Origin of the sequence: Bradyrhizobium sp. CB1717, from assembly GCF_029714325.1 — a bacterium.
Taxonomy (GTDB): Bacteria; Pseudomonadota; Alphaproteobacteria; order Rhizobiales; family Xanthobacteraceae; genus Bradyrhizobium.
The window spans coordinates 1773074-1793182 of sequence record NZ_CP121666.1; the positions used below are offsets into that span (position 1 = coordinate 1773074).

The following is a 20109-nucleotide window of genomic DNA, read 5'->3' on the forward strand; positions in this document are numbered from 1 at the left end:
CCGCGCTTGGAGCGTAAACGCCCCTACGAAAAATCCGTCCAGCTTAGATGCCGTGCATCGAGGTCGCCGAGCGCGACCGTCTCGCGCATCTCGTGCGGCGTGTGAAAATGGCCGCGCAGATAGACCAGCGGCTTGGCGGCATCCGCATGCGAGACGCCACGGACCTCGCCGACAAAGATCGAATGCGTCTTCGTTTCGAACTCCTGCGCCAGCACGCAGTCGAACGCGGCGACCGCATCCGTCAGCAGCGGCGCGCCGGTTGCGCCGCGGGTCCACTGCCCGAAGGCAAAACGGTCGTCGCCGTTGACGCCCTTCTGGCCGCTGAAGGTCAGCGCCAGCATCGCGTGATCCTCGTGCAGGAAGTTGATCGCAAACGCGCCTTCCTCACGGATGCGCGCGTGCGCACTGGCATTGCGGTTGACGCAGACGATCAGCGACGGCGGGTTGTCCGACAGCGAGCAGGCCGATGTCACCGTCAGGCCTGTGCGCTTGCCATGCTCGGCACCGACCGTGACCAGCGCCACGGCGCCGGCGCATTGGCGCATCGCCTGCTTGAAATCCTTGGCGTCCACCGACACGCGGAAATCTCCCAAATGAATGCGGGTGCGGCACGATCGCGCCGCACCCGCATCGGGTCAAGCCGCCTTCTTCGCGGAGCCGAGATGCGTCAGGCGCGGCATCACCTCGTTCTTCAGCAGCGAGAGTGAGTGGTGCCAGGCCTCGGCCTTGTGCTTGTAGTCGAAGCCGAACACCAGCAGCACGCCGAAGCCGCCGACCTCGTCGTAGATCTTCTCGATCTTCTCGGCGACGGTCGAGGGCGAGCCGACGATCCAGTTCCGCTTGGCGCAATATTCGACGGTCACATCGCTGTCGGGCACGTCGGGCGCGTGCTTCAGATAATCCTTGAAGCCGAAATGGCCGAGCAGTGGCAGGAAGTACTCGCTCATCATCCGGCCCATCATGTCGCCGGTCGAGAGCCTCCAGGCCTCCTCATCCGTATCGGCAACGAACACCTCGCGCACCAGCCGCCAGTCCTGCCGGTTCGGCTTGCGCCCGGTCTTGGCCGCGCCGATCTCGACCGAATCCCAGTGGCTGCCGACATAGGCCGGGTTGAGGTTGAGGCTCATCGGAATGAAGCCGCGCTCGCCCGCAAGCTTCAGCGTGTCCGAGTTCTTCGACAGACCGGCGACGCCGATCGGCGGATGCGGCGCCTGCAGCGGCTTGATGTGGGGTTTCAGGAAATCGAACATCGTGTCCGGCTTGGTCACCGTCCAGAACTTGCCCTTGTAGGTGAAGGGCGCGGGATCGGACCAGAGCTTCAGGATGATCTCCAGCGCCTCGCGCGTCATGTCGCGGTTCTGCCCGCTCATGCCGTCGACGTTGAACATCGCCCAGTCGCTCGGCAGCCCCGAGGCCGCGACGCCGAAATTGAGCCGGCCTTCGGACATGTGGTCGAGCATCGCGACGCGGTTGGCGAGCTCGGCCGGGTGATGATAGGGCAAGAGGAAGCCGCCCGGTCCGATGCGAAGCTTCTTGGTCTGCATCAAGGCCTGCGCGATCAGCAGGTCCGGCGTGGGATTGGGTTCCCAGGGCGCGGTGTGGTGCTCGCCGACCCAGGCCTCCTGATAGCCGAGCTCGTCGAGCCAGCGCATGACCTGCAGGTCCCAGTCGTTTCCTTCCTTCAGGCCGCACTCCGGCGGATGCGAAGGCATCGTGAAATAGCCGATCTCCATGGGTTTCCTCTCCATAATTGACGCGTCTTGCTGCGCGGTTCACGGATGTGAGTGGAGACGCTTCAGCAAGCGGTGTGCCAGCGCGCCTCGCGCCTCAGACCTGCGAGAAAAGGCTGGTTTGCGGCCGCAATAGCCGATATCCCGGGGCAGATTTCCAAGGCACCGTCTCATTGTCGCGAGACGGCGTCTTGCCGGTGAGACGAGGATACGATGACCGAACCCGCCTATGTCGCGGTGGACTGGGGCACCAGCAGTTTTCGCCTGTGGCTGGTCGATCGCGCCGGCCAGATACTGTCGGAGCGGCGCAGCGGCGAGGGCATGTTGGCCGCGGCGAAGGCCGGCTTTGCCGGTGTGCTGCAATCGCACCTTGCTGCAGTCGAGGCACCCGCGCATCTGCCGGTTCTCGTCTGCGGCATGGCCGGCGCCAAGACGGGATGGGTCGAGGCCGGTTATGTCGACACGCCGGCGCCGCTCTCCGCCGTCCTGCAGCAGGCCGCGCGCGTGCCGGGCGAGGCCCGCGACATCCGCATCCTGCCTGGCATCGCCCAGCGCGACGCAAAAACGCCGGACGTGATGCGCGGCGAGGAGACGCAGTTGCTTGGCGCGCTCGGTCTTCAGGCCGCCGGCGAGGCGCTGGTCTGCATGCCAGGAACGCATTCGAAATGGGTGCGCGTGACTGATGGCACGGTCATGCGCTTTTCCACCTTCATGACCGGCGAGCTCTTCAGCGTGGTCTCGCGCGAGACCATCCTGTCGCTCGCGGTCGCCGGCGCCGATGACGCCGAGGACGTTTCGAGCTTCAAGATGGCGGTGAAAGCTGCGTATGAAGCACCCGCCTTTGCGGCGAACCTGCTGTTCGGCGCGCGCGCAAGGCAGCTGCTGTTCGGCGGCACGCCGGCTGCGGCGCGCGAAACGCTGTCGGGCACCTTGATCGGTGCCGAGCTGGCGGCAGGGCTTAGCGGCACGGTGCCGAAAGCAGGCATCACGCTAATTGCCTCGGGCCGCCTGGCGACGCTGTACCGGCACGCCTTCGATGCCCTGTCGGTCAACGTGCAGCCGATCGATGCGGATGAAGCGGTCCGCCGTGGCCTGTCGATGGCGGCAGCGGCGATCTGGACGAAATAGAAGGACTTTTGAGATGAGCGTTCCCTTTCCGCCGATGCAGCGCCCGCTGGTCGCGATCCTCCGTGGCGTCAAGCCCGAAGAGACCGAGGCGATCGTCGGCGTGCTGATCGAGGCCGGCATGACCGCGATCGAGATTCCCCTGAACTCGCCCGATCCGTTCCGCTCGATCGGGCTTGCCGTGAAGCTCGCTCCCGCTGGCGTGCTGATCGGCGCCGGCACGGTGCTGACTGCCGCAGACGTCGATCGTCTCAACGATGTCGGCGGCAGGCTGATGGTCTCGCCCAATGTCGACACCGACGTGCTGGCGCGCGCGCATCAGCACGGCATGGTGACGTTGCCGGGCGTGTTCTCGCCGACCGAGGCGCTGCTGGCGGCGCGCTCCGGCGCATCGGGCCTCAAATTCTTTCCGGCGAGCGTGCTCGGTGCCTCCGGCATCGCCGCGATCCGCGCCGTGCTGCCGGCAGGCGTGATGATCGCCGCCGTTGGCGGCGTCTCCGACCAGAACTTTGCCGAGTACATCAAGGGTGGTGTGACGGCGTTCGGGCTCGGCTCCAGCCTCTACAAGCCCGGCATGAGTGCAGCCGATGTCGCAGCGCGCGCAAGGGTGACGATCGCGGCCTATGATCGGGCGATTGTGAAAGACTGAACCGGCAATAAACTAGCCGTGATCCTGCCGTGGCTTATTGTGCCGCATTGTGCCGCGATGCTGAGATTCGAGCATCGTAGACGTGCGACTGGCGACAGCAGGGGACCGACATGGCGATCAACAACGTGGCCGATCTGTTCGTGGCAACGCTCGAACAGGCCGGCGTCAAGCGCATCTACGGCATTGTCGGCGATAGCCTGAACGCCCTGACCGAGGCGCTGCGCCGCCGCGGTACCATCGAATGGATCCATGTTCGCCACGAGGAGGTCGCAGCCTTCGCGGCCGCCGGTGAAGCCGAGATGACGGGCAGCCTTGCGGTGTGCGCCGGCTCCTGCGGCCCCGGCAATCTGCATCTGATCAATGGCCTTTTCGACGCGCATCGCAGCCGCGTCCCCGTGCTGGCGATCGCGGCGCAAATTCCGACCGCCGAGATCGGCGGCGGCTATTTCCAGGAGACCCACCCGCAGAATCTGTTTCGCGAATGCAGCCATTATTGCGAGCTGGTCTCGGACCCGAGCCAGCTGCCTTACGTGCTGGAAAACGCCATCCGCGCGGCGGTGGGCCTGCGCGGCGTCGCCGTCGTCGCCATGCCCGGCGATGTCGCGTTCCGTTCGCCGCCCAAGCGTGCGCTGTCGACGGCGCGCGGGCTTGCGCTGGCGGCACCGAAGGTCGTGCCGCAGGCGGATGAGCTGCAGGCGCTCGCCGATCTTCTGAACGGTGCCGAGCGCATCACGCTGTTCTGCGGCCGCGGCTGCGCCGGCGCGCATGCGCCGCTGATGCAGTTGGCCGAAGCCCTGAAGAGCCCGATTGTGCATGCGCTCGGCGGTAAGGAGCATGTCGAATACGATAACCCATACGACGTCGGCATGACCGGCTTCATCGGCTTCTCCTCTGGCTACGCCGCCATGCATGCCTGCGACGCGCTGGTGATGCTCGGCACCGATTTTCCCTACAAGCAGTTCTTTCCGACCGACGCGAAGGTCGCGCAGATCGACATCCGCCCGGAAAATCTCGGGCGGCGCTGCAAGATCGACCTTGGTCTCGTCGGTGACGTCAAGCTGACCATCGAGGCGCTGCTGCCCCTGCTCAAGACCAAGACGCAGCGCCGGCATCTCGACGATGCCATCGCCCACTACAGGAAGGCGCGCGAAGGCCTGGACTCGCTCGCCAAGGGTACGCCGGGCAGCAAGCCGATCCATCCGCAATATCTCGCAAAAATCATCAGCGACCACGCCTCCGACGACGCCGTGTTCACCGCCGATGTCGGCACGCCGACGGTGTGGGCCGCGCGCTATCTCGACATGAACGGCCGGCGCCGGCTGATCGGCTCGTTCGTGCACGGCTCGATGGCCAATGCCATGCCGCAGGCGATCGGCGCGCAGGCCGCCCAGCCCGGCCGCCAGGTGATCTCGCTGTCGGGCGACGGCGGCTTCACCATGCTGATGGGCGATCTGATCACGCTGACGCAGATGAAGCTGCCGGTGAAGGTGGTCGTCTTCAACAACGGCGTGCTCGGCTTCGTCGCGCTGGAGATGAAGGCGGCCGGTTTCGTCGACACCAATGTCGACCTGGAGAACCCCGACTTCGCGGCGATGGCACGCGCGATGGGCATCTTTGCGAAGCGCGTCGAGGACCCCGGCGAGCTTCCGGGCGCGATGAAGGAGATGCTGGCCCATAACGGGCCGGCACTGCTCGACGTCGTCACCGCAAAGCAGGAGCTGTCGATGCCGCCGACCATCACGCCCGAGCAGATCAAGGGTTTCAGCCTCTGGGTGCTGCGTGCCGTGATGAACGGCCGCGGTGACGAGGTGCTCGATCTCGCGAAGACGAATTTGCTGCCGCGCTAACTGCGCTTCACCGACGGCGCGGGCAGTTGCTCGTGGCGGCGCTGGAAGCGCTGCCAGTGCAGCACGATGCCGATCAGCAGGGCCGGGGCGAAGCCGAGCACGATCAGGAAATGCGGCAGCTCCTTCGGCGAGATGAAGGCGATGGCGATATCCGAGATCAGCCAGAGTGCCGCGAAGATCACTGCGAAATCCGTGCGCGGGCAGCGCAGATAGTAAAACACGGCGGTGATGACGATGGCGGGCCCGATCGCGATGGCGATCATGATCGCCGTCAGCTCCTTCGGCGTCAGCGCGTCGAGCACCATCGAGGCGAGCAGCCAGATCGCAGCGAACATGGCAACGATGTCGATCGGATGCCGCAATCCAATACCTCTCGCAGGAACCGCGCTATCGTTGTGGCCCGGCCCCCCTCCGTCAAGGGAAAATACGTCTATTCCTCGTCACTTCCGGGCGTCGGCCGCAGCATGAAATGACCGAAGGCGGTGGCGATCGGCTTGTCCGCATCGTCCTGCCAGGCACGCGCCTCGAAGGTCACGATGCGACGGCCCTGCTTCACGATCGAGACGTTGGCAAAGGTATCGAGCGCGCGGCCGGAACGGAGATAGTTGACAGTGAGTCCGATCGGCTTGGGCGGCGTGGCGGCGCCGAGTTCGCGCGCGACCCCGATGATGGCCGTGGTCTCGAGGAAGGCGCCGGTCATGCCGCCATGGATCGCGGGCAGGATCGGATTGCCGATGATCTTTGGCGAGAACGGCATGGTCAGCGTGCCGTCGTCGTTGACGCGGATGCCGAGAGCGCGCGCGAACGGGCTGCGTGCGAACGGACCATCGGGATCCTCAGGCGCCTCGAGCGTCGGAATGCTGCGCGCATCCATCCGGCGGTCGGCGAGCATGTTGGTGCGGTTGGCGCCGATCATGAAGCAGGCGGTCGCGGTCGCGACCGGATCGTCCTCGGATTCCTGATAGGCGGTGGAGCGCACGAAGGCGATCGAGCGCGTGGTGCGGTAGCAGACCGAATGCGCCTTGATGTCGAGGCCGGGCGTCGCCGGCTTCTGGTAGTCGATCCGCAGATCGAGGGTTGCGATGGCGCGCGTGCCGTCGAGCGAGAGTTGCACCGCCATGCCGCAGCTCTCGTCCAGCATCGCGGTGACGACGCCGCCATGCAGAACGCCGGTCTCGGTGTCGCCGACGAAGACGGGACGATAGGGCAGGCTGGACCAGGCCTCGCCAGGTGCGAAGCGATCGAGCTGAAGCCCGCTGATATGGCCGTAGTCGGAGCGGCGGCCCTTGATGGCCTCGGCGAGTTCCTCGAACGGGAGCGTGGCAGGTACAGTGGACATGGCGCTGTTCTAGACCAGCGCCCGCCGCCGCGCAAAACCCCAAATACGCCTCGCCCGGGACGCCGGCCCCGGGGGGCGGTTTGGCCTCGACAGGGCAGGCCAAAGCAACGATGGTGGGCGCTTCGTTCGTCCAATGCCCGCAAGGAGCACCCATGACCGACCCCGAGACACCCGGCACCACCCAGGGGCTCGCCACTATTTCGATCTCGAGCTCGGAGCGGGCGCCGATCATCTATTTCGACGGTGCATCCTGCTTCGGCCATCACAATGGTGCGATCCAGATCGAGCTCGCCGCGAACCTGCTGATGCCGGTCGGTGCCGCCGTCAGGGTCGACGTGGTCCAGACCGCGCATCTGCGCTGCAGTGTCCCTGCAGCGCTCGCGCTACGCGAAGCGCTCGACAAGGCGCTCGCGATGTACAAGCAGGGCCAGCAGCAGCCGGCGGAGGACATTCCGGCGATGAAGAACTGAAGGCCGTCGCGCGGGCCTGCATGGTTCTCGCGGCGACGCGAAGCGTCGTCCGTAGACGACCGCTTCGCGGTCTCCTCATCATGAGGGTCTGATATTCTCGCCGCGAAACCTCATCCTGAGGGCCCGCCAACGGCGGGCGTCTCGAAGGATGGCCGCAAGCGCGCCGCCCTTCGAAGCAAATAGCTTCGCCTCAGCTCACATGCACCTTCGGCTTTTTGCCGCCGTTCCACTTGCCGTCGAGCGCGCGCTCGATCTGGGCGGCGAGTTGCAAGAGCAGGCCGTCATTGGCCTGCTTGGCGATGGCCTGGATGCCGAGCGGCAGGCCGTGGTCCTGGGCAGCCATCGGCATCGAGATTGCGGGCATGCCGCAGAGATTGGCGAGCGGCGTGAAGGCGAAGAAGCGCCAGAGATTGCCGAACCAGTCGAGCACGTCAGGGTTGTCGGAGATGGTGAGATATTCCCTGGTGCCGACCTTCGGCGTCGGCAGCGCGGTGATCGGCGTCAGGATCACGTCCCACTGCTCGAAGAACGCGCCGAAGCCGCGTGACGTCGTGTTGAACACGGCCTGCATCTTCGCCCGCTCGGCGAAGGTCGTGTGGCGGCCGGCTTCCCAGATCCTGATGTTCATGGGCTCGATCAGATCTTCCGGCGGCTTTTCCAGCCCGCGCGCGGCGAGCATGTTGGAGATCACCACCGCGAAATTCGAGATGTAGCAGGTCGTCTGCGCCGCAAAGGCGGCGCGGAAGTCGAGCTCGGGTAGCGCGTAATCGACGTGATGGCCGAGGCCTTCGAGGAAGCGGCCGGTCTTCTCCAACTCGGCAGCGAGCTCGGGCGTCGCGGTGTAATCGCCCCAGGTGTGCGACAGCGCGATGCGAAGTTTTGTCGGATCGCGCTTGATCATCTCGGAATAGGGCTGCGCGGTGGTCCAGAACGGCATGAACTCGCCGGGCGCAGGCCCGCGGGCGTGATCGACGAAGGCGGCGGTATCGCGCACCGAGCGCGACTGGCAGCCCTGGATCGAGACGAGGCCGGTGAGATCGGACATGTGCGGGGCCAGCGAGAACACGCCGCGCGAGACCTTCAGGCCGATATTGCCGTTGACGCCGGCGGGAATGCGGATCGAGCCGCCACCGTCGGTCGCATGCGCGATCGGCACGACGCCCGCGGCGACCATCGCCGCGCTGCCCGCCGACGAGCCGCAGGTGGTGTAGTCGGTATTCCAGGGATTGCGGGTGACATAGACGGCGGGATTGTCGGCCGAGCTGCATACGCCGAATTCCGGCGTCGTGGTGCGTCCGATCAGGTTGAGCCCCGCCTGGCGGAATTTACCGGTGAGGAACGTGTCGGCCGCGGCGCGATTGCCGCGCATCAGCAGCGAACCCATCTCCTGGAGCCGGCCCTTCATGGTCGGTCCCAGATCCTTCATCAGGAAAGGCAGGCCGGCGAAGGGGCCTGCGAGATTGGCGCCGTCCTTGGCAGGATCGGCGATCACGTCCTCGAACAGCTCGACCACGCCCGACAGTGCCGGATTGACCTTGGCGACGCCGGCGGCGGCCTGGCGCGCCAATTCCTTCGCCGTCAGCTCGCCCTTGCGGACGCGCGCCGCCAGCGCCACGCCATCGTGCTGCGCCCATTCATTCCAGCTCATCGGCAAAGTCATGCAGTCAAAATCCCCTTAAGGTGCGGCGCCACCTTTTTCGCAATGGCCCGCGTGAATCAACTGAGCCGGCGCGAGGGGCAGGGTTGCGCCGGGCGGAGAGGTCGGACGATCCGGGATGCTCGCTCTATCAATCCGACAGTCGCGCGATCGCCGCAACCGGGCCGCCGCCGGCCGGGCCCTGATGCTCGGCGCCGCCGGACACGTAAACCGCGCCGGTGCCGGCAAGGCCTGCGATCAGGCCGCCGACTGCAGCGCGGGCGTGGCGCGTCGAGCTGATATCGGTGTCTTCGAGCATGGTGTGGCGAAAGCCGCGCAAGCTGCCGTCAGGCGAAGCTTCCGCCTTGGCGAAGATGTTGACGAGCGCGCGGCCCGCGCTGGTTTGCGGTGCGACGCCAAGCCCGACGCTGTTCAATGCCGATACCACAGCCGGCGCGTCGATCGCATCGTCCATCACCGCGTGTCCGATCTCGAATGCGCTCGCTGACGACTCCGAGTTGCCGAGCACGATGACGACATTGTGCATCAGCTCGATCCCGGACGAGGTGGATGCGACGTTCGAGTACAGTTCGTAGCGGCTCAGCACGTCCTCGTCGCGGACGTCGGGGCCGATCTCGCCGAGCGCGACCGCAACCCCCAGCGCGGAGGCGCCGCGCGAATAGGCCATCGAGCTGTAAGAGCTCGTCGTCGCCGTCTTGTTGCCGCGCGCGTTTGCCGCCGCGACACGCTCGCTGGTCAGCAGCGGGCACTTGATCTGCACGAAATGCACGTCGGCGGGCTCGAGGATGCCGGCATCCGCCATCGCGGCCTTCACAGCCTTGGCCGTCTCCGCGATCTGTGCGGAGCGCCCAAGGTCTTCGGGCAGGAAATCCCGCGTGTGCGCCATGCCGATGCTCAGGCGCTTGCCGGACAGGCCCGCCGGGCGCTCGGCCTCGCGGCGCGTGAACACCGTGATATGCGGGCTCAGCACGCCTTCGGTGCCGCCGGACATCACGAAGGCGATGCGCTGCTCGACCTGATGCGGGGTGAGACCGAGTTGCGGCGCCAGTGCTGTGGACAGCGCGGCGACGGCGTACTCCCGGGTGAAGTCGTTGACCCCGCCATTGCCCTCGGTCTTGCCGAGAATGGCGAGGATCGATTTCGGATCGATCGCGCCGGAGCCGATCATGGCCATGAGGCCGGAGATGTCGCCGGGGCCCGTGGTGGCGATCTTGTAGACGCCGACCGATGTTGCACGCATGACTGGTCCTTGGAGTTCGGTGGTCCGGCTGCGCAAACAGCCTGGGTAATAGGGCGGCTGTCAAGATACCGAGGCCATGTGCGCCATTCTCGGTGTCGTCCTGGCGAAAGCCAGGACCCATTACCCCAGGGAGTGGTTTGACGAAGATTCGTGGTCGGTACTCATACCGTCAGCAATCGATGGATTCCGGGGTATGGGTCCTGGCTTTCGCCAGGACGACGGCGGAGTATGTGCGCAGCCTTCGCCGTCCCCACGATTGTGGCGAGATCGCATCGATCCAGCAAAAAAATCCTCTGTCGACGGTTGCGCGCCGCACCTTGATGAATCAACCTTGGTTGGTCCATAAGCGGCGTCCCGCGGCCGGTGGTTCGCCCCTGCGTCGCGTGCTTGGATAGAGGGATTCTCGCGTGGCAAATATCAACCAGAAAATTGCGCAGGAGCTTGGGGTTCGGGCGGAGCAGGTCGAGGCGGCGGTGACGCTGCTCGACGGCGGCGCAACGGTTCCCTTCATCGCCCGCTACCGCAAGGAAGCGACCGGTGCGCTCGACGACGCGCAATTGCGCACCCTGGAGGAGCGCCTGGTCTACCTGCGCGAGCTCGAGGACCGCCGCAAGGCCATCCTCGAATCGGTCCGCGAGCAGGGCAAGCTCGATGCCGCGCTGGAAGCCACCATCATGGCCGCCGACAGCAAGGCCCGCCTGGAAGACATCTATCTGCCGTTCAAGCCGAAGCGCCGCACCAAGGCGGAGATCGCCAAGGAAGCCGGACTCGAGCCGCTCGCCAATCAGCTCATCGCCGAGCCTGGCAACGATCCGAAGGTCGTGGCGGAAGGCTTCATCAACGCCGAGAAGGGTGTTGCGGATGCTGCCGCCGCGCTCGACGGCGCCCGCGCCATCCTGGTCGAACGCTTCGACGAGGACGCCGACCTGATCGGCGCGCTTCGCGAAGAGATGTGGACCAACGCGCGAATGGCCTCCAAGGTGCGCGACGGCAAGAAGACCGAGGGCGAAAAGTTCGCCGACTATTTCGATTTCTCGGAGCCGCTGACCAGGCTGCCGTCGCACCGCATCCTCGCGATGTTCCGCGGCGAGAAGGAGGAGATCCTCGATCTCCAGATCCAGCCCGAGGCCGAAGCACCGCCGCCCGGCGTGCCCAGCGCCTATGAACTGAAGATCATGAAGCGCTTCGGCATCGCCGACCTCAAGCGTGCCGGCGACCGCTGGCTGATCGACACCGTGCGCTGGGCCTGGCGCACCAAGATCCAGGTGCATCTCAACATCGACCTGCGCATGCGGCTTTGGAATGCGGCCGAAACCGAGGCGGTGCGCGTGTTCGCCTCCAATCTGCGCGACCTGCTGCTGGCCGCGCCCGCCGGCACCCGCGCCACCATGGGGCTCGACCCCGGCTACCGCACCGGCGTCAAGGTCGCGGTGACCGACGCCACCGGCAAGGTGGTCGATACTGCGGTGATATATCCGCACGAGCCGCAGCGGCAGTGGAATGAGTCGCTGGCGACGCTGGGCCGGCTCGCGATGAAGCATCGCGTCGAGCTGATCGCGATCGGCAACGGCACCGCCTCGCGTGAGACCGACAAGCTCGCGGGTGATCTCGTCAAGGGCCTCGCCGAGCTGAAGATGAACAAGATCGTGGTGTCGGAAGCCGGCGCGTCGGTCTATTCGGCCTCGGCCTTCGCCTCGGAGGAATTGCCCGGCCTCGACGTCACCTTGCGCGGTGCGGTCTCGATCGCGCGGCGCCTGCAGGATCCGCTCGCCGAGCTCGTCAAGATCGAGCCGAAGGCGATCGGCGTCGGCCAGTATCAGCACGACCTCGGCCAGGCCAAGCTCGCCAAATCGCTCGATGCCGTGGTGGAAGACTGCGTGAACGCCGTCGGCGTCGACGTCAACACCGCTTCGGCCCCGCTGCTCGCGCGCGTGTCGGGCGTCGGCTCGGGCCTTGCCCAGAGCATCGTGGCGCATCGCGACGCCAACGGCCCGTTCAAGTCGCGCAAGGCGCTCAAGGACGTGCCGCGGCTGGGTCCGAAGGCGTTCGAGCAGTGCGCGGGCTTTTTGCGCATCCTCGGCGGCGAGGACCCGCTCGACGCGTCAGGCGTGCATCCCGAAGCCTATCCGGTGGTGCGACGCATTCTCGAGGCGACCAAGAGCGACATCAAGGCGCTGATCGGCAGCAGCGAGATCGTGCGCACGCTGAAGCCGAAGGATTTTGTCGACGAGACCTTCGGCCTGCCGACCGTCACCGACATCCTGCGCGAGTTGGAAAAGCCCGGCCGCGACCCGCGTCCGGCATTCAAGGCCGCCGTGTTCAAGGAAGGCGTCGAGGAGATCAAGGATCTCAAGAAGGGCATGATCCTCGAGGGCACCGTGACCAACGTCGCCGCTTTCGGCGCCTTCGTCGACATCGGCGTGCACCAGGATGGCCTCGTCCATATCTCGGCGATGTCGAAGAATTTCATCAAGGATCCGCGCGAGGTGGTGAAGCCTGGCGACATCGTCAAGGTGAAGGTGCTGGACTTCGAGGTCGCCCGCAAGCGCATCTCGCTGACGCTGCGGCTCGACGACGAGGTCGGCGCCAAGAAAGACGCCCCCGGCATGCAGCGCGACAACGGCCAGCGCAACGCGAGCCGCATGACCTCGTCCGCGCCGCGCAAGCAGGAATCCTCCGGCGGCGGCGCGCTTGCCGAGGCCATGCGCAGGGCTGCGGAGAAGAGCAACGGGAAGCGGGCGTGAATCTTCAACCTCTCCCCGCTCTTTGCGGGGAGAGGTTAGCTGCTCGACGTATGGAAAACTCTCTCCACGTCGTCATTGCGAGCGCAGCGAAGCAATCCAGATTTCCGCCGCGGAAACAGTCTGGATTGCTTCGTCGCAAGGGCTCCTCGCAATGACGAGGAGAGAGCGGAGCTCCGCTTCCCTAACTTCCGCGTCAGAATCTGGCGCGTTTGTAAGTTGAAGGTGCGTGTCCCTTCCTCTCATCTGATCCTTCTGACGCGGCAGAAATACCGCCGCGCAGCACGGAGGATGCTTCGATGGACAACAGGCTTCTCAAAGGCCTCACTGCGGTGACGGTCGCCGCGATGATGGCGCTCGGTTCACCAGTGCTCGCCCGTGGCGGCATGGGTGGCGGAGGTCACGGCGGCTTCGGCGGTGGTGGCCATGGCGGCTTTGGCGGCGGTGGCCACTTCGGTGGTGGTGGCATGCATGTCGGCGGTGGCGGCATGGGTGGCGGCGGCATGCGATTTGGCGGGATGGGCGGCGCCCATTTCGGTGGTGCCCGCTTCGTTGGTTCGCCGATGGCCGCCCGCGCCGCCATCGGCCCCCGCTTTGCCGGAGCCCCGCTGGCGACCCGCGCCGCCTTCGGACCGCGGTTTGCCGGCACGGGCTGGCACGGCAGGCCCTTCATCGGCCGCCATGCCTTCTTCCACCGTCATCACTTCCGTCGGTTCGCCTTCGTCGGCGCGCCGTTCATCTATGCCAACTACTACGACGACGGCTGCTGGCGCAGGAGCTGGACGCCCTATGGGTGGCAATGGGTCAATGTGTGCGGAGACTATTGGTAGTCGCATCGCCGTACCGCACCATTGTCGCGATCGCCATCGGGCAGTTCCGCTCAGCCCCGGAACGGGATAGTCTGGTGGCGATCGTCGCGCGGAGTTTCGCATGACCGGAGGTCACCGCCGCATCCTGGTCGTCGAGGACGATCCGGAAACCGCAGGCCAGCTCGTCGAGGAGCTGACGACCTCTGGCTATGACGTCGATCTCGCCGCCACCGGGCGCGAGGCCCTCAGCCACGGCGTCGCGCGCGACTATGCCGTGATCACCATCGACCGCATGCTGCCCGACATCGACGGCATCACCGTGATGCGCCAGTTGCGCGACGACGGCATTGCAGCGCCCTTCCTGATCATCTCCGCGCTCGGCGAGGTCGACGACCGCGTCCGGGGCTTGCGCGCCGGCGGCGACGACTATCTGGTCAAGCCGTTTTCCTTCGTCGAGCTGCTGGCGCGGCTGGAGGCCCTGGGCCGGCGCAGCGACACCATCGCCAAGGAGACGCTGCTGCGCGTCGGCGACCTCGCCATCGACCTGATCGCACGTAGCGCCAGCCGCCGCGGCCGCAAGATTCCGCTGCTGCCGCGCGAATTCCAGCTGCTCGAATATCTCGTCCGCAACGAGGGCCGCGTCGTCTCCCGCGCGATGCTGCTCCAGCACGTCTGGGACCTGCATTTCGATCCTTCCACCAACATCATCGACGTCTATGTCGGCCGCGTCCGCCGCAAGGTCGACGATGCCCAGGCCTATCCGCTGATCCATACCATCCGCGGCATCGGATATTGCCTCCGTGCTCCTGGCTAAGACGCTCCGCTCCTCGACCTTCCGTCTGGCGCTGATGGCGATCGCGGCATTCGGGCTGATCGTCGCGGCGATCATGGCCTACGTCTATGTCGGCACGATCGGCTATGTGCAAAGCCGCGTCGGTGACGCCGGCGATCACAGCGGCTTCACCGGCATGATCGAGCTCGCGATGGTCGCGGTCGCCGTGCTGCTCCTCGTCCTCGCCGGCCTTGCGGCGGTGCTGGTGACGCGGCGCACGGTCGGGCGGATCGAGGAGATCAACGCGACCAGCCGTGCCATCATGCTGTCCGGCCTCGACCGGCGCATCCCGTTGCGCGGCAGCCACGACGAGTGGGACCGTGTCGCCGAAAACCTCAACCAGATGCTGGACCGCATCGAGACGCTGATGGGCGAGGTCAAGCAGGTCAGCGACAACGTCGCCCACGATTTGCGCACGCCGCTGACGCGCATGCGCGGCCGGCTCGAGAAGGCCTATCATACGCCGCGCAACAGCGAGGCCGACGCGGCGCTGATCGGCGACACCATCGCCGATCTCGATGCCGTGCTCGGCATGTTCGCCTCCATCACGCGAATCTCGGAGATCGAGACCCGCGCACGCCGGAGCGCCTTTCGTGCGTTGAACCTGACCGAGATCGCCGGCGAGGTCGTCGAGCTCTACGACGCCGCCGCCGAACAGGTCGCAACCCGCCTCAGTCTCGACGGCGACCGCGAAGTGCCGATCACGGGCGACCGAGACCTGCTGTTCGACGCCGTCGCCAATCTCGTCGACAACGCGATCAAGCACGGCCGCAAGGGCGGGCAGGTGACGGTGACCTGCCGCAGCGCCGATGGTGGCGCGGTGATCGCGATCGCCGACGACGGACCGGGCATTCCCACCGAGGCGCGCGATCACGTCTTCAAGCGCTTCTACCGGCTCGAGCAGAGCCGCTACACGCCGGGCAACGGCCTCGGTCTCAGCCTCGTCGCCGCCGTCGCGCGCCTTCATGGCGCCGAGATTGCACTGCATGAGAATGCGCCGGGTCTGACCGTCCGGTTGCGGTTTCCGCATACCGGCACCCAACTTGCATGATCGCCCTGGTATCGAGTGGAAGTCCTGCAATGTCCCGCCTGCCAGACCTCGTCATCACCAACGCCCGCACGCGCAGCCGCGAGATCGTCGACATTGGAATCACCGATGGCGTGATCACCGCAATCGGCAGCCGGCTGCAGACCGGCGCCCAATCCTTCGTCGATGCCCGCGGCGGTCTGGTCACGCCCGCTTTCGTCAATCCGCATCTGCATCTCTGCAAGGTCTGGACCCTGCCGATGATGTCGGAGGCGGCGCTCGCGGCCTATCAGGGCGGCGGCATGAGCGAGGCGGCGAAGGCGGTCGAGCTCGCCGCGGTGGTGAAGAACAACTATGACGCGTCCTGGATCGTCCCGAACGCGCGGCGTGCGGTGGCGCTCGCCGCGCTCCACGGCAATCTCCACATCCGCGCCTTCGCCGATGTCGACACCAAGGCCCGGCTCGAGGGTATCAAGGCGCTGCTCGCCATTCGCGAGGAATTTCGCGGCATCGTCGATATTCAGGTCGTGGCCTTCCCGCAGGACGGCCTGCTTCGCGAGCCCGGCGCGGACGATCTGATGCGCAAGGCGATGACGCTCGGGGCCGATATCGTCGGCGGCATCCCCTGGATCGAAGCCGATGAAGAGGACCGGCGTCGCCACATCGATTTCTGCTTCGACCTTGCGGCCCAGCACGGGGCCGACGTCTCGATGCTGCTGGATGATGTCGGCGACGCCAATATGCGCACGCTCGACATGATGGCGCGCGCGGTGATCGCCCGCGGCGTCGAGGGCCGGGCGCTCGCGCATCATTGCCGGGCGATGGCGCTCTATCCCGACAATTACCTCCGCGAATTGATGGGGCTGCTCGGAAAGGCCCGCGTCAGCGTCGTGAGCAATCCCCACAACGGGCCGCTGCATGCGCGCGTGAAGGAGCTGCTGGCCGCCGACATCAATGTCTGCCTCGGCCAGGACGATATCTCCGACGCCTATTATCCGCTTGGCCGCAACAACATGCTGGAAGTGGCGTTCCTCGCCTCGCATCTGCTCTGGATGACCGGGAAGAGCGAGCTCGAGACGCTCTACGACATGATCACCACGCGCGCAGCGACGGCGATGAATCTGGAACGCTACGGCCTCGGGCTCGGCTGCGCGGCCAATCTCGTCATCCTCGAGCAGGGCGACGTCACCGAGGCGCTGCGTTTCCACAGCCCCCCGCGCGTCGTCATCAGCCACGGCCGCGTCGTCGACACCGACCGCATGCGCGCGCTGGCGCAGATTGCCGTCGGCGATTGATCCACGCCGCTCAGAGCTCGATCACGCCGCGGCGTGCCGCATGCGCGACCGCATCGGTGCGGCCGGTGGCATCCAGCTTGTCGAGCAGCGAACCGACATGGAATTTCACGGTGTGTACGGAGATGCCGAGCTGACGCGCGATCATCTTGTTGGACGAGCCCTCGGCCATCAGCGCCAGCACGTCGAGCTCGCGCTGCGTCAGCGCGATGTCCTCAGGCATGCTGCGCGGATCGCGGGCGACGACCGTCGCCGCGGCCTGCTCACCGGGCCCGGCGAGGCGAATCCCGCTGACATTGCCGAGCAGCGCCGTCAGGCGATCGGCCAGCGCAGGATCGTCGATCTCCAGCGCGAGCACGATCTCGGCGGTCTTGTCCGCGCTCACGCCTCCGGCCTCTCGCCGACCGTGACCTTGAAGCTGACCGGCTCGCCGCCGCGGCGCACCGCGACATCGACCACGGCGCCGACGCTGGCCGGACCCAGCGTCCGCGACAGCGCGCGCACGCCTGACAGTTTCTGGTCGTTGACTGCGACGATCACATCGCCCTGGCGGATGCCGGCCGCGGCCGAAGGTCCGGCCTTGTCGACATTCATCACCATCGCACCGATGCCGTCGTCGAGCCGCACCGGCTGGAGCCCGAGGCCGAGATATCCGCGGGCGATGCGGCCGCGCGTCTCGAGCTGCGGAGCGATGCGCTCGATCGTCGCGGTCGGAATGACGAGCACTCGCCGCGGCCCGAGCACGGCCATGCCGAAGGCTGCGCCCGATGCGTCGAGCGCCAGGCCGCCCTGCTGGCTTTCGCGCAGACGGACGTCGAGCTCGATCCGGGCATCGATGTCGCCCCCGCGCAAGGAGCGCCAGCTCTTGCCGGACGCCGAGATCATCCCGAGCGCCGCGCTCGGCGTCTCGCGATGGGTGGCGACAACGATTGACAACGCGCCGAGCGGCGGGACCGTGGCGGCGAGCTTGACCGGCGTGAGAGCGATGTTGGCGCGGAGCAGCGCGATGTCGGTCGTATGGTCGCGGCCGGCGATCGTGGCGGCGACCCGACCGCCGTCGTCGAGGCCGATCTCGACCTCGCCCTCGTCGGCCAGTGCCTCGTCGGCGGTGACGATCAGGCCGCTCTTCCAGACGAAGCCGGTCGAGCGGGAGCGATGCGAATGCACGGAGACGACGGACGGCGCGGTGCGCGCCACCACGTCCGCGAGCGCGGACGACAGTGAGGACAGGGGGCTGAGATCGGTCATGGCGGGCTCCTGTAAGTTGTCCTCAATCTGGGATGCCGCGAGCGATTGCGAAACTGGCCGGGTGGCCAGGAAAGAGGCAGGCCTCCGTAGGACCACGGCCGACGAACATGTGATTGGGAGCGCCTCACGGGAACGTGTAGCAATCCCGAAAATTGCGCCCTATGGCCTCAAGGATTTCAGCGAGCCCCGACTGATGACCATCGATCTCACCCGCCGCACCCTGCTTCACCTCGCCGGTGCCACCTCGCTTGCGATGGCGGCCGCAGCCGCGGCGCGTGCCGAGGGCAACCCGCAGGGCGGCGGCCCGACCTATGCCAGCCGCACGCCGATGCGGGTCGGCATGGTGACGCTCCGGGTCAAGAATCTCGATACGGTTGCCGACTACTACCGCGACGTGATCGGGCTCACCGTTATGGACCGCTCGGCAGCGGGCGCGAAGCTCGGCACTGGCGGCATCACGCTGCTGGTGCTGGAAGCCCGTCCCGATGCCGCGATTGAATCGCGCAGCGCCGCCGGCCTCTACCACACCGCCTTCCTGATGCCGACCCGCAAGGACCTCGCACGCTGGCTGGTCCACGCCGCCTCGCACCGCGTGAAGCTGTCGGGCTTTGCCGATCACCTCGTCAGCGAATCCGTCTATCTCGACGACCCCGAAGGCAACGGCATCGAGGTCTATGCCGATCGCGATCCCTCGCAGTGGCAGTGGAGCGAGGGCAGCGTGAAGATGGCGACGGACGAGCTCAACATTCCCGATTTGCTGTCGCTGACCAATACGCGCGTCCCTGATTACGCCAAGGCGCCGGACGGTATGCGCGTCGGCCACATGCATCTGCGCGTCGGCGATCTCGCCGAGGCCGAGCGATTCTATCACGGCACGGTCGGCCTCGACCCGACGCGCAAGCGCAACGGCGCGGCGTTCCTGTCGTCAGGGCGCTATCACCATCACCTCGGCATGAATGTCTGGCAGAGCCAGGGCGCCGGCCAGCGCGACGATTCCACGACCGGTCTTGCCTGGTTCTCGCTGGTGATGGCGAAGCAGGAGCTGCTCGCCGCGCAGGAAGAGCGCCTGCGCAAGGGCGGTGTGAACGTCACGGCGCTAAGCAACGGCGTGGAGGCGATCGATCCCTGGGGCACGCGGGTACGCTTGCTCAAGGTTTGATCGCCGGGACGGGGGTTGCTAATACCTCTGGGGTGCCAGCTTCCGGAGCCCCCGACATGTCCGAATTCCACGGCGTCTTTCCCTACCTCGTCTCCCCCGTCGATGCGGACGGCACGGTGCGGACGAACGTGCTCGCAAAGCTCTGCGACGACCTGATCGGTGCCGGCGTGCACGGACTGACGCCGCTCGGTTCGACCGGCGAGTTCGCTTATCTCAATGCCGCGCAGCGGAGCGCGATCGTGCAGACCACGATCGAAGCCGCAAAGGGCCGCGTGCCGGTCGTGGCCGGCGTCGCCTCCACCTCGACCGCGGATGCGGTGGCGCAGGCACGGGCCTATCAGAAGCTCGGTGCCGACGGCATCCTGGCGATCCTGGAAGCCTATTTCCCGCTCGCCGATGCCCAGGTCGAATCCTACTTCCGCGCCATCGCGGACGCCGTGGACATTCCCGTTGTCATCTACACCAATCCGCAATTCCAGCGCTCCGACCTCACCCTCGACGTGATCGCGCGGCTCGCGGAGCATCCGCGCATCGGCTACATCAAGGACGCCTCGACCAACACCGGCCGGCTGCTCTCGATCATGAACCGCTGCGGCGATGGTTTGCGCGTGTTCTCGGCCTCCGCCCATATTCCGGCGGCGGTCATGCTGATCGGCGGGCTCGGCTGGATGGCGGGTCCGGCCTGCATCATCCCGCGCCAGAGCGTTAAGCTCTACGACCTCTGCAGGGCCGGCCGCTGGGACGAGGCCATGGTGCTCCAGCGCCGGCTCTGGCGCATCAACGAAGCCTTCGCCCGCTTCAACCTCGCCGCCTGCATCAAGGCCGGCCTTGCAATTCAGGGCTACGACATCGGCGATCCCGTCCCGCCACAGGCCCCGCTGACGGCCGATGCGCGCAAGGTGGTGGAAGCGGCGCTCCGGGAGCTGGCGTAGCGAGTGGTCGTC

The 20109-nt window shown here is 66.5% G+C and carries 19 protein-coding genes; 11 read left to right on the forward strand and 8 right to left on the reverse strand.

What is annotated here, in order from left to right; translation table 11 throughout:
• Positions 1 to 23: 23 nt before the first annotated feature.
• Positions 24 to 578 carry a flavin reductase family protein gene (locus QA649_RS08490; protein ID WP_283023773.1) on the reverse strand — a complete coding sequence of 185 codons (555 nt, stop codon included), beginning with the start codon at positions 576 to 578 and terminating at the stop codon, positions 24 to 26.
• Between the two features lie 57 nt (positions 579 to 635).
• Positions 636 to 1733, reverse strand: a complete 1098-nt coding sequence (locus QA649_RS08495; protein ID WP_283023774.1) for an LLM class flavin-dependent oxidoreductase — start codon at positions 1731 to 1733, stop codon at positions 636 to 638.
• 210 nt (positions 1734 to 1943) lie between these two features.
• Between QA649_RS08495 and QA649_RS08500 the strand changes: the two genes are divergently transcribed.
• From QA649_RS08500 to poxB, 3 genes are all read left to right on the forward strand, one after another.
• Positions 1944 to 2858 carry a 2-dehydro-3-deoxygalactonokinase gene (locus QA649_RS08500; protein WP_283023775.1) on the forward strand — a complete coding sequence of 305 codons (915 nt, stop codon included), beginning with the start codon at positions 1944 to 1946 and terminating at the stop codon, positions 2856 to 2858.
• A 13-nt stretch (positions 2859 to 2871) separates the two neighbouring features.
• Entirely contained in the window at positions 2872 to 3504 is a 633-nt protein-coding gene (locus tag QA649_RS08505) for a 2-dehydro-3-deoxy-6-phosphogalactonate aldolase (RefSeq protein WP_283023776.1), read from the forward strand.
• Positions 3505 to 3614: 110 nt separating this feature from the next.
• Positions 3615 to 5351: a ubiquinone-dependent pyruvate dehydrogenase gene (gene poxB / locus QA649_RS08510; RefSeq protein ID WP_283023777.1), complete on the forward strand. Its 1737-nt coding sequence runs from the start codon at positions 3615 to 3617 to the stop codon at positions 5349 to 5351.
• Here the strand turns inward: poxB and QA649_RS08515 are convergent.
• Entirely contained in the window at positions 5348 to 5713 is a 366-nt protein-coding gene (locus tag QA649_RS08515; RefSeq protein WP_283023778.1) for a hypothetical protein, read from the reverse strand. The genes poxB and QA649_RS08515 overlap by 4 nt on opposite strands.
• Before the next feature lie 68 nt (positions 5714 to 5781).
• On the reverse strand, positions 5782 to 6690 hold the full coding sequence (locus QA649_RS08520) for a PaaI family thioesterase (RefSeq protein WP_283023779.1): 909 nt from the start codon (positions 6688 to 6690) through the stop codon (positions 5782 to 5784).
• Positions 6691 to 6842: 152 nt separating this feature from the next.
• Between QA649_RS08520 and QA649_RS08525 the strand changes: the two genes are divergently transcribed.
• On the forward strand, positions 6843 to 7160 hold the full coding sequence (locus tag QA649_RS08525; protein ID WP_283023780.1) for a hypothetical protein: 318 nt from the start codon (positions 6843 to 6845) through the stop codon (positions 7158 to 7160).
• A gap of 190 nt (positions 7161 to 7350) precedes the next feature.
• On the opposite strand, the gene QA649_RS08530 is transcribed toward QA649_RS08525, so the two are convergent.
• Together QA649_RS08530 and QA649_RS08535 are read right to left on the reverse strand one after the other, a co-directional pair.
• A complete protein-coding gene (locus QA649_RS08530; RefSeq protein ID WP_283023781.1) occupies positions 7351 to 8820 on the reverse strand; it encodes an amidase in 1470 nt (489 codons plus the stop codon).
• A 127-nt stretch (positions 8821 to 8947) separates the two neighbouring features.
• Positions 8948 to 10057: a ring-opening amidohydrolase gene (locus QA649_RS08535; protein WP_283023782.1), complete on the reverse strand. Its 1110-nt coding sequence runs from the start codon at positions 10055 to 10057 to the stop codon at positions 8948 to 8950.
• 407 nt (positions 10058 to 10464) lie between these two features.
• Here QA649_RS08535 and QA649_RS08540 point away from each other — a divergent pair, with 407 nt between their 5' ends.
• The 5 genes from QA649_RS08540 (at position 10465) to QA649_RS08560 (ending at position 16761) form a co-directional block, all read left to right on the forward strand.
• Positions 10465 to 12801: a Tex family protein gene (locus QA649_RS08540; protein WP_283023783.1), complete on the forward strand. Its 2337-nt coding sequence runs from the start codon at positions 10465 to 10467 to the stop codon at positions 12799 to 12801.
• A 296-nt stretch (positions 12802 to 13097) separates the two neighbouring features.
• Positions 13098 to 13628: a hypothetical protein gene (locus QA649_RS08545; RefSeq protein ID WP_283023784.1), complete on the forward strand. Its 531-nt coding sequence runs from the start codon at positions 13098 to 13100 to the stop codon at positions 13626 to 13628.
• A gap of 100 nt (positions 13629 to 13728) precedes the next feature.
• On the forward strand, positions 13729 to 14421 hold the full coding sequence (locus QA649_RS08550) for a response regulator transcription factor (protein WP_018643736.1): 693 nt from the start codon (positions 13729 to 13731) through the stop codon (positions 14419 to 14421).
• Positions 14408 to 15490 (forward strand): HAMP domain-containing sensor histidine kinase, encoded by a 1083-nt coding sequence (locus QA649_RS08555; protein WP_283023785.1) that lies wholly within the window; start codon positions 14408 to 14410, stop codon positions 15488 to 15490. The genes QA649_RS08550 and QA649_RS08555 overlap by 14 nt, the downstream gene beginning before the upstream one ends.
• Before the next feature lie 29 nt (positions 15491 to 15519).
• Positions 15520 to 16761, forward strand: coding sequence for an amidohydrolase family protein (locus tag QA649_RS08560; protein WP_283023786.1), 1242 nt, complete (start codon positions 15520 to 15522; stop codon positions 16759 to 16761).
• A gap of 10 nt (positions 16762 to 16771) precedes the next feature.
• Here the strand turns inward: QA649_RS08560 and QA649_RS08565 are convergent, their stop codons facing one another.
• A complete protein-coding gene (locus QA649_RS08565; RefSeq protein WP_283023787.1) occupies positions 16772 to 17143 on the reverse strand; it encodes a helix-turn-helix transcriptional regulator in 372 nt (123 codons plus the stop codon).
• Complete coding sequence (locus QA649_RS08570; RefSeq protein ID WP_283023788.1) at positions 17140 to 18006, reverse strand: S1C family serine protease; 867 nt, start codon at positions 18004 to 18006, stop codon at positions 17140 to 17142. The genes QA649_RS08565 and QA649_RS08570 overlap by 4 nt, the downstream gene beginning before the upstream one ends.
• Before the next feature lie 193 nt (positions 18007 to 18199).
• Between QA649_RS08570 and QA649_RS08575 the strand changes: the two genes are divergently transcribed.
• Together QA649_RS08575 and QA649_RS08580 are read left to right on the forward strand one after the other, a co-directional pair.
• On the forward strand, positions 18200 to 19165 hold the full coding sequence (locus tag QA649_RS08575; protein ID WP_283023789.1) for a VOC family protein: 966 nt from the start codon (positions 18200 to 18202) through the stop codon (positions 19163 to 19165).
• 56 nt (positions 19166 to 19221) lie between these two features.
• A complete protein-coding gene (locus tag QA649_RS08580; protein ID WP_283023790.1) occupies positions 19222 to 20097 on the forward strand; it encodes a dihydrodipicolinate synthase family protein in 876 nt (291 codons plus the stop codon).
• The last annotated feature ends 12 nt before the right edge of the window (positions 20098 to 20109 follow it).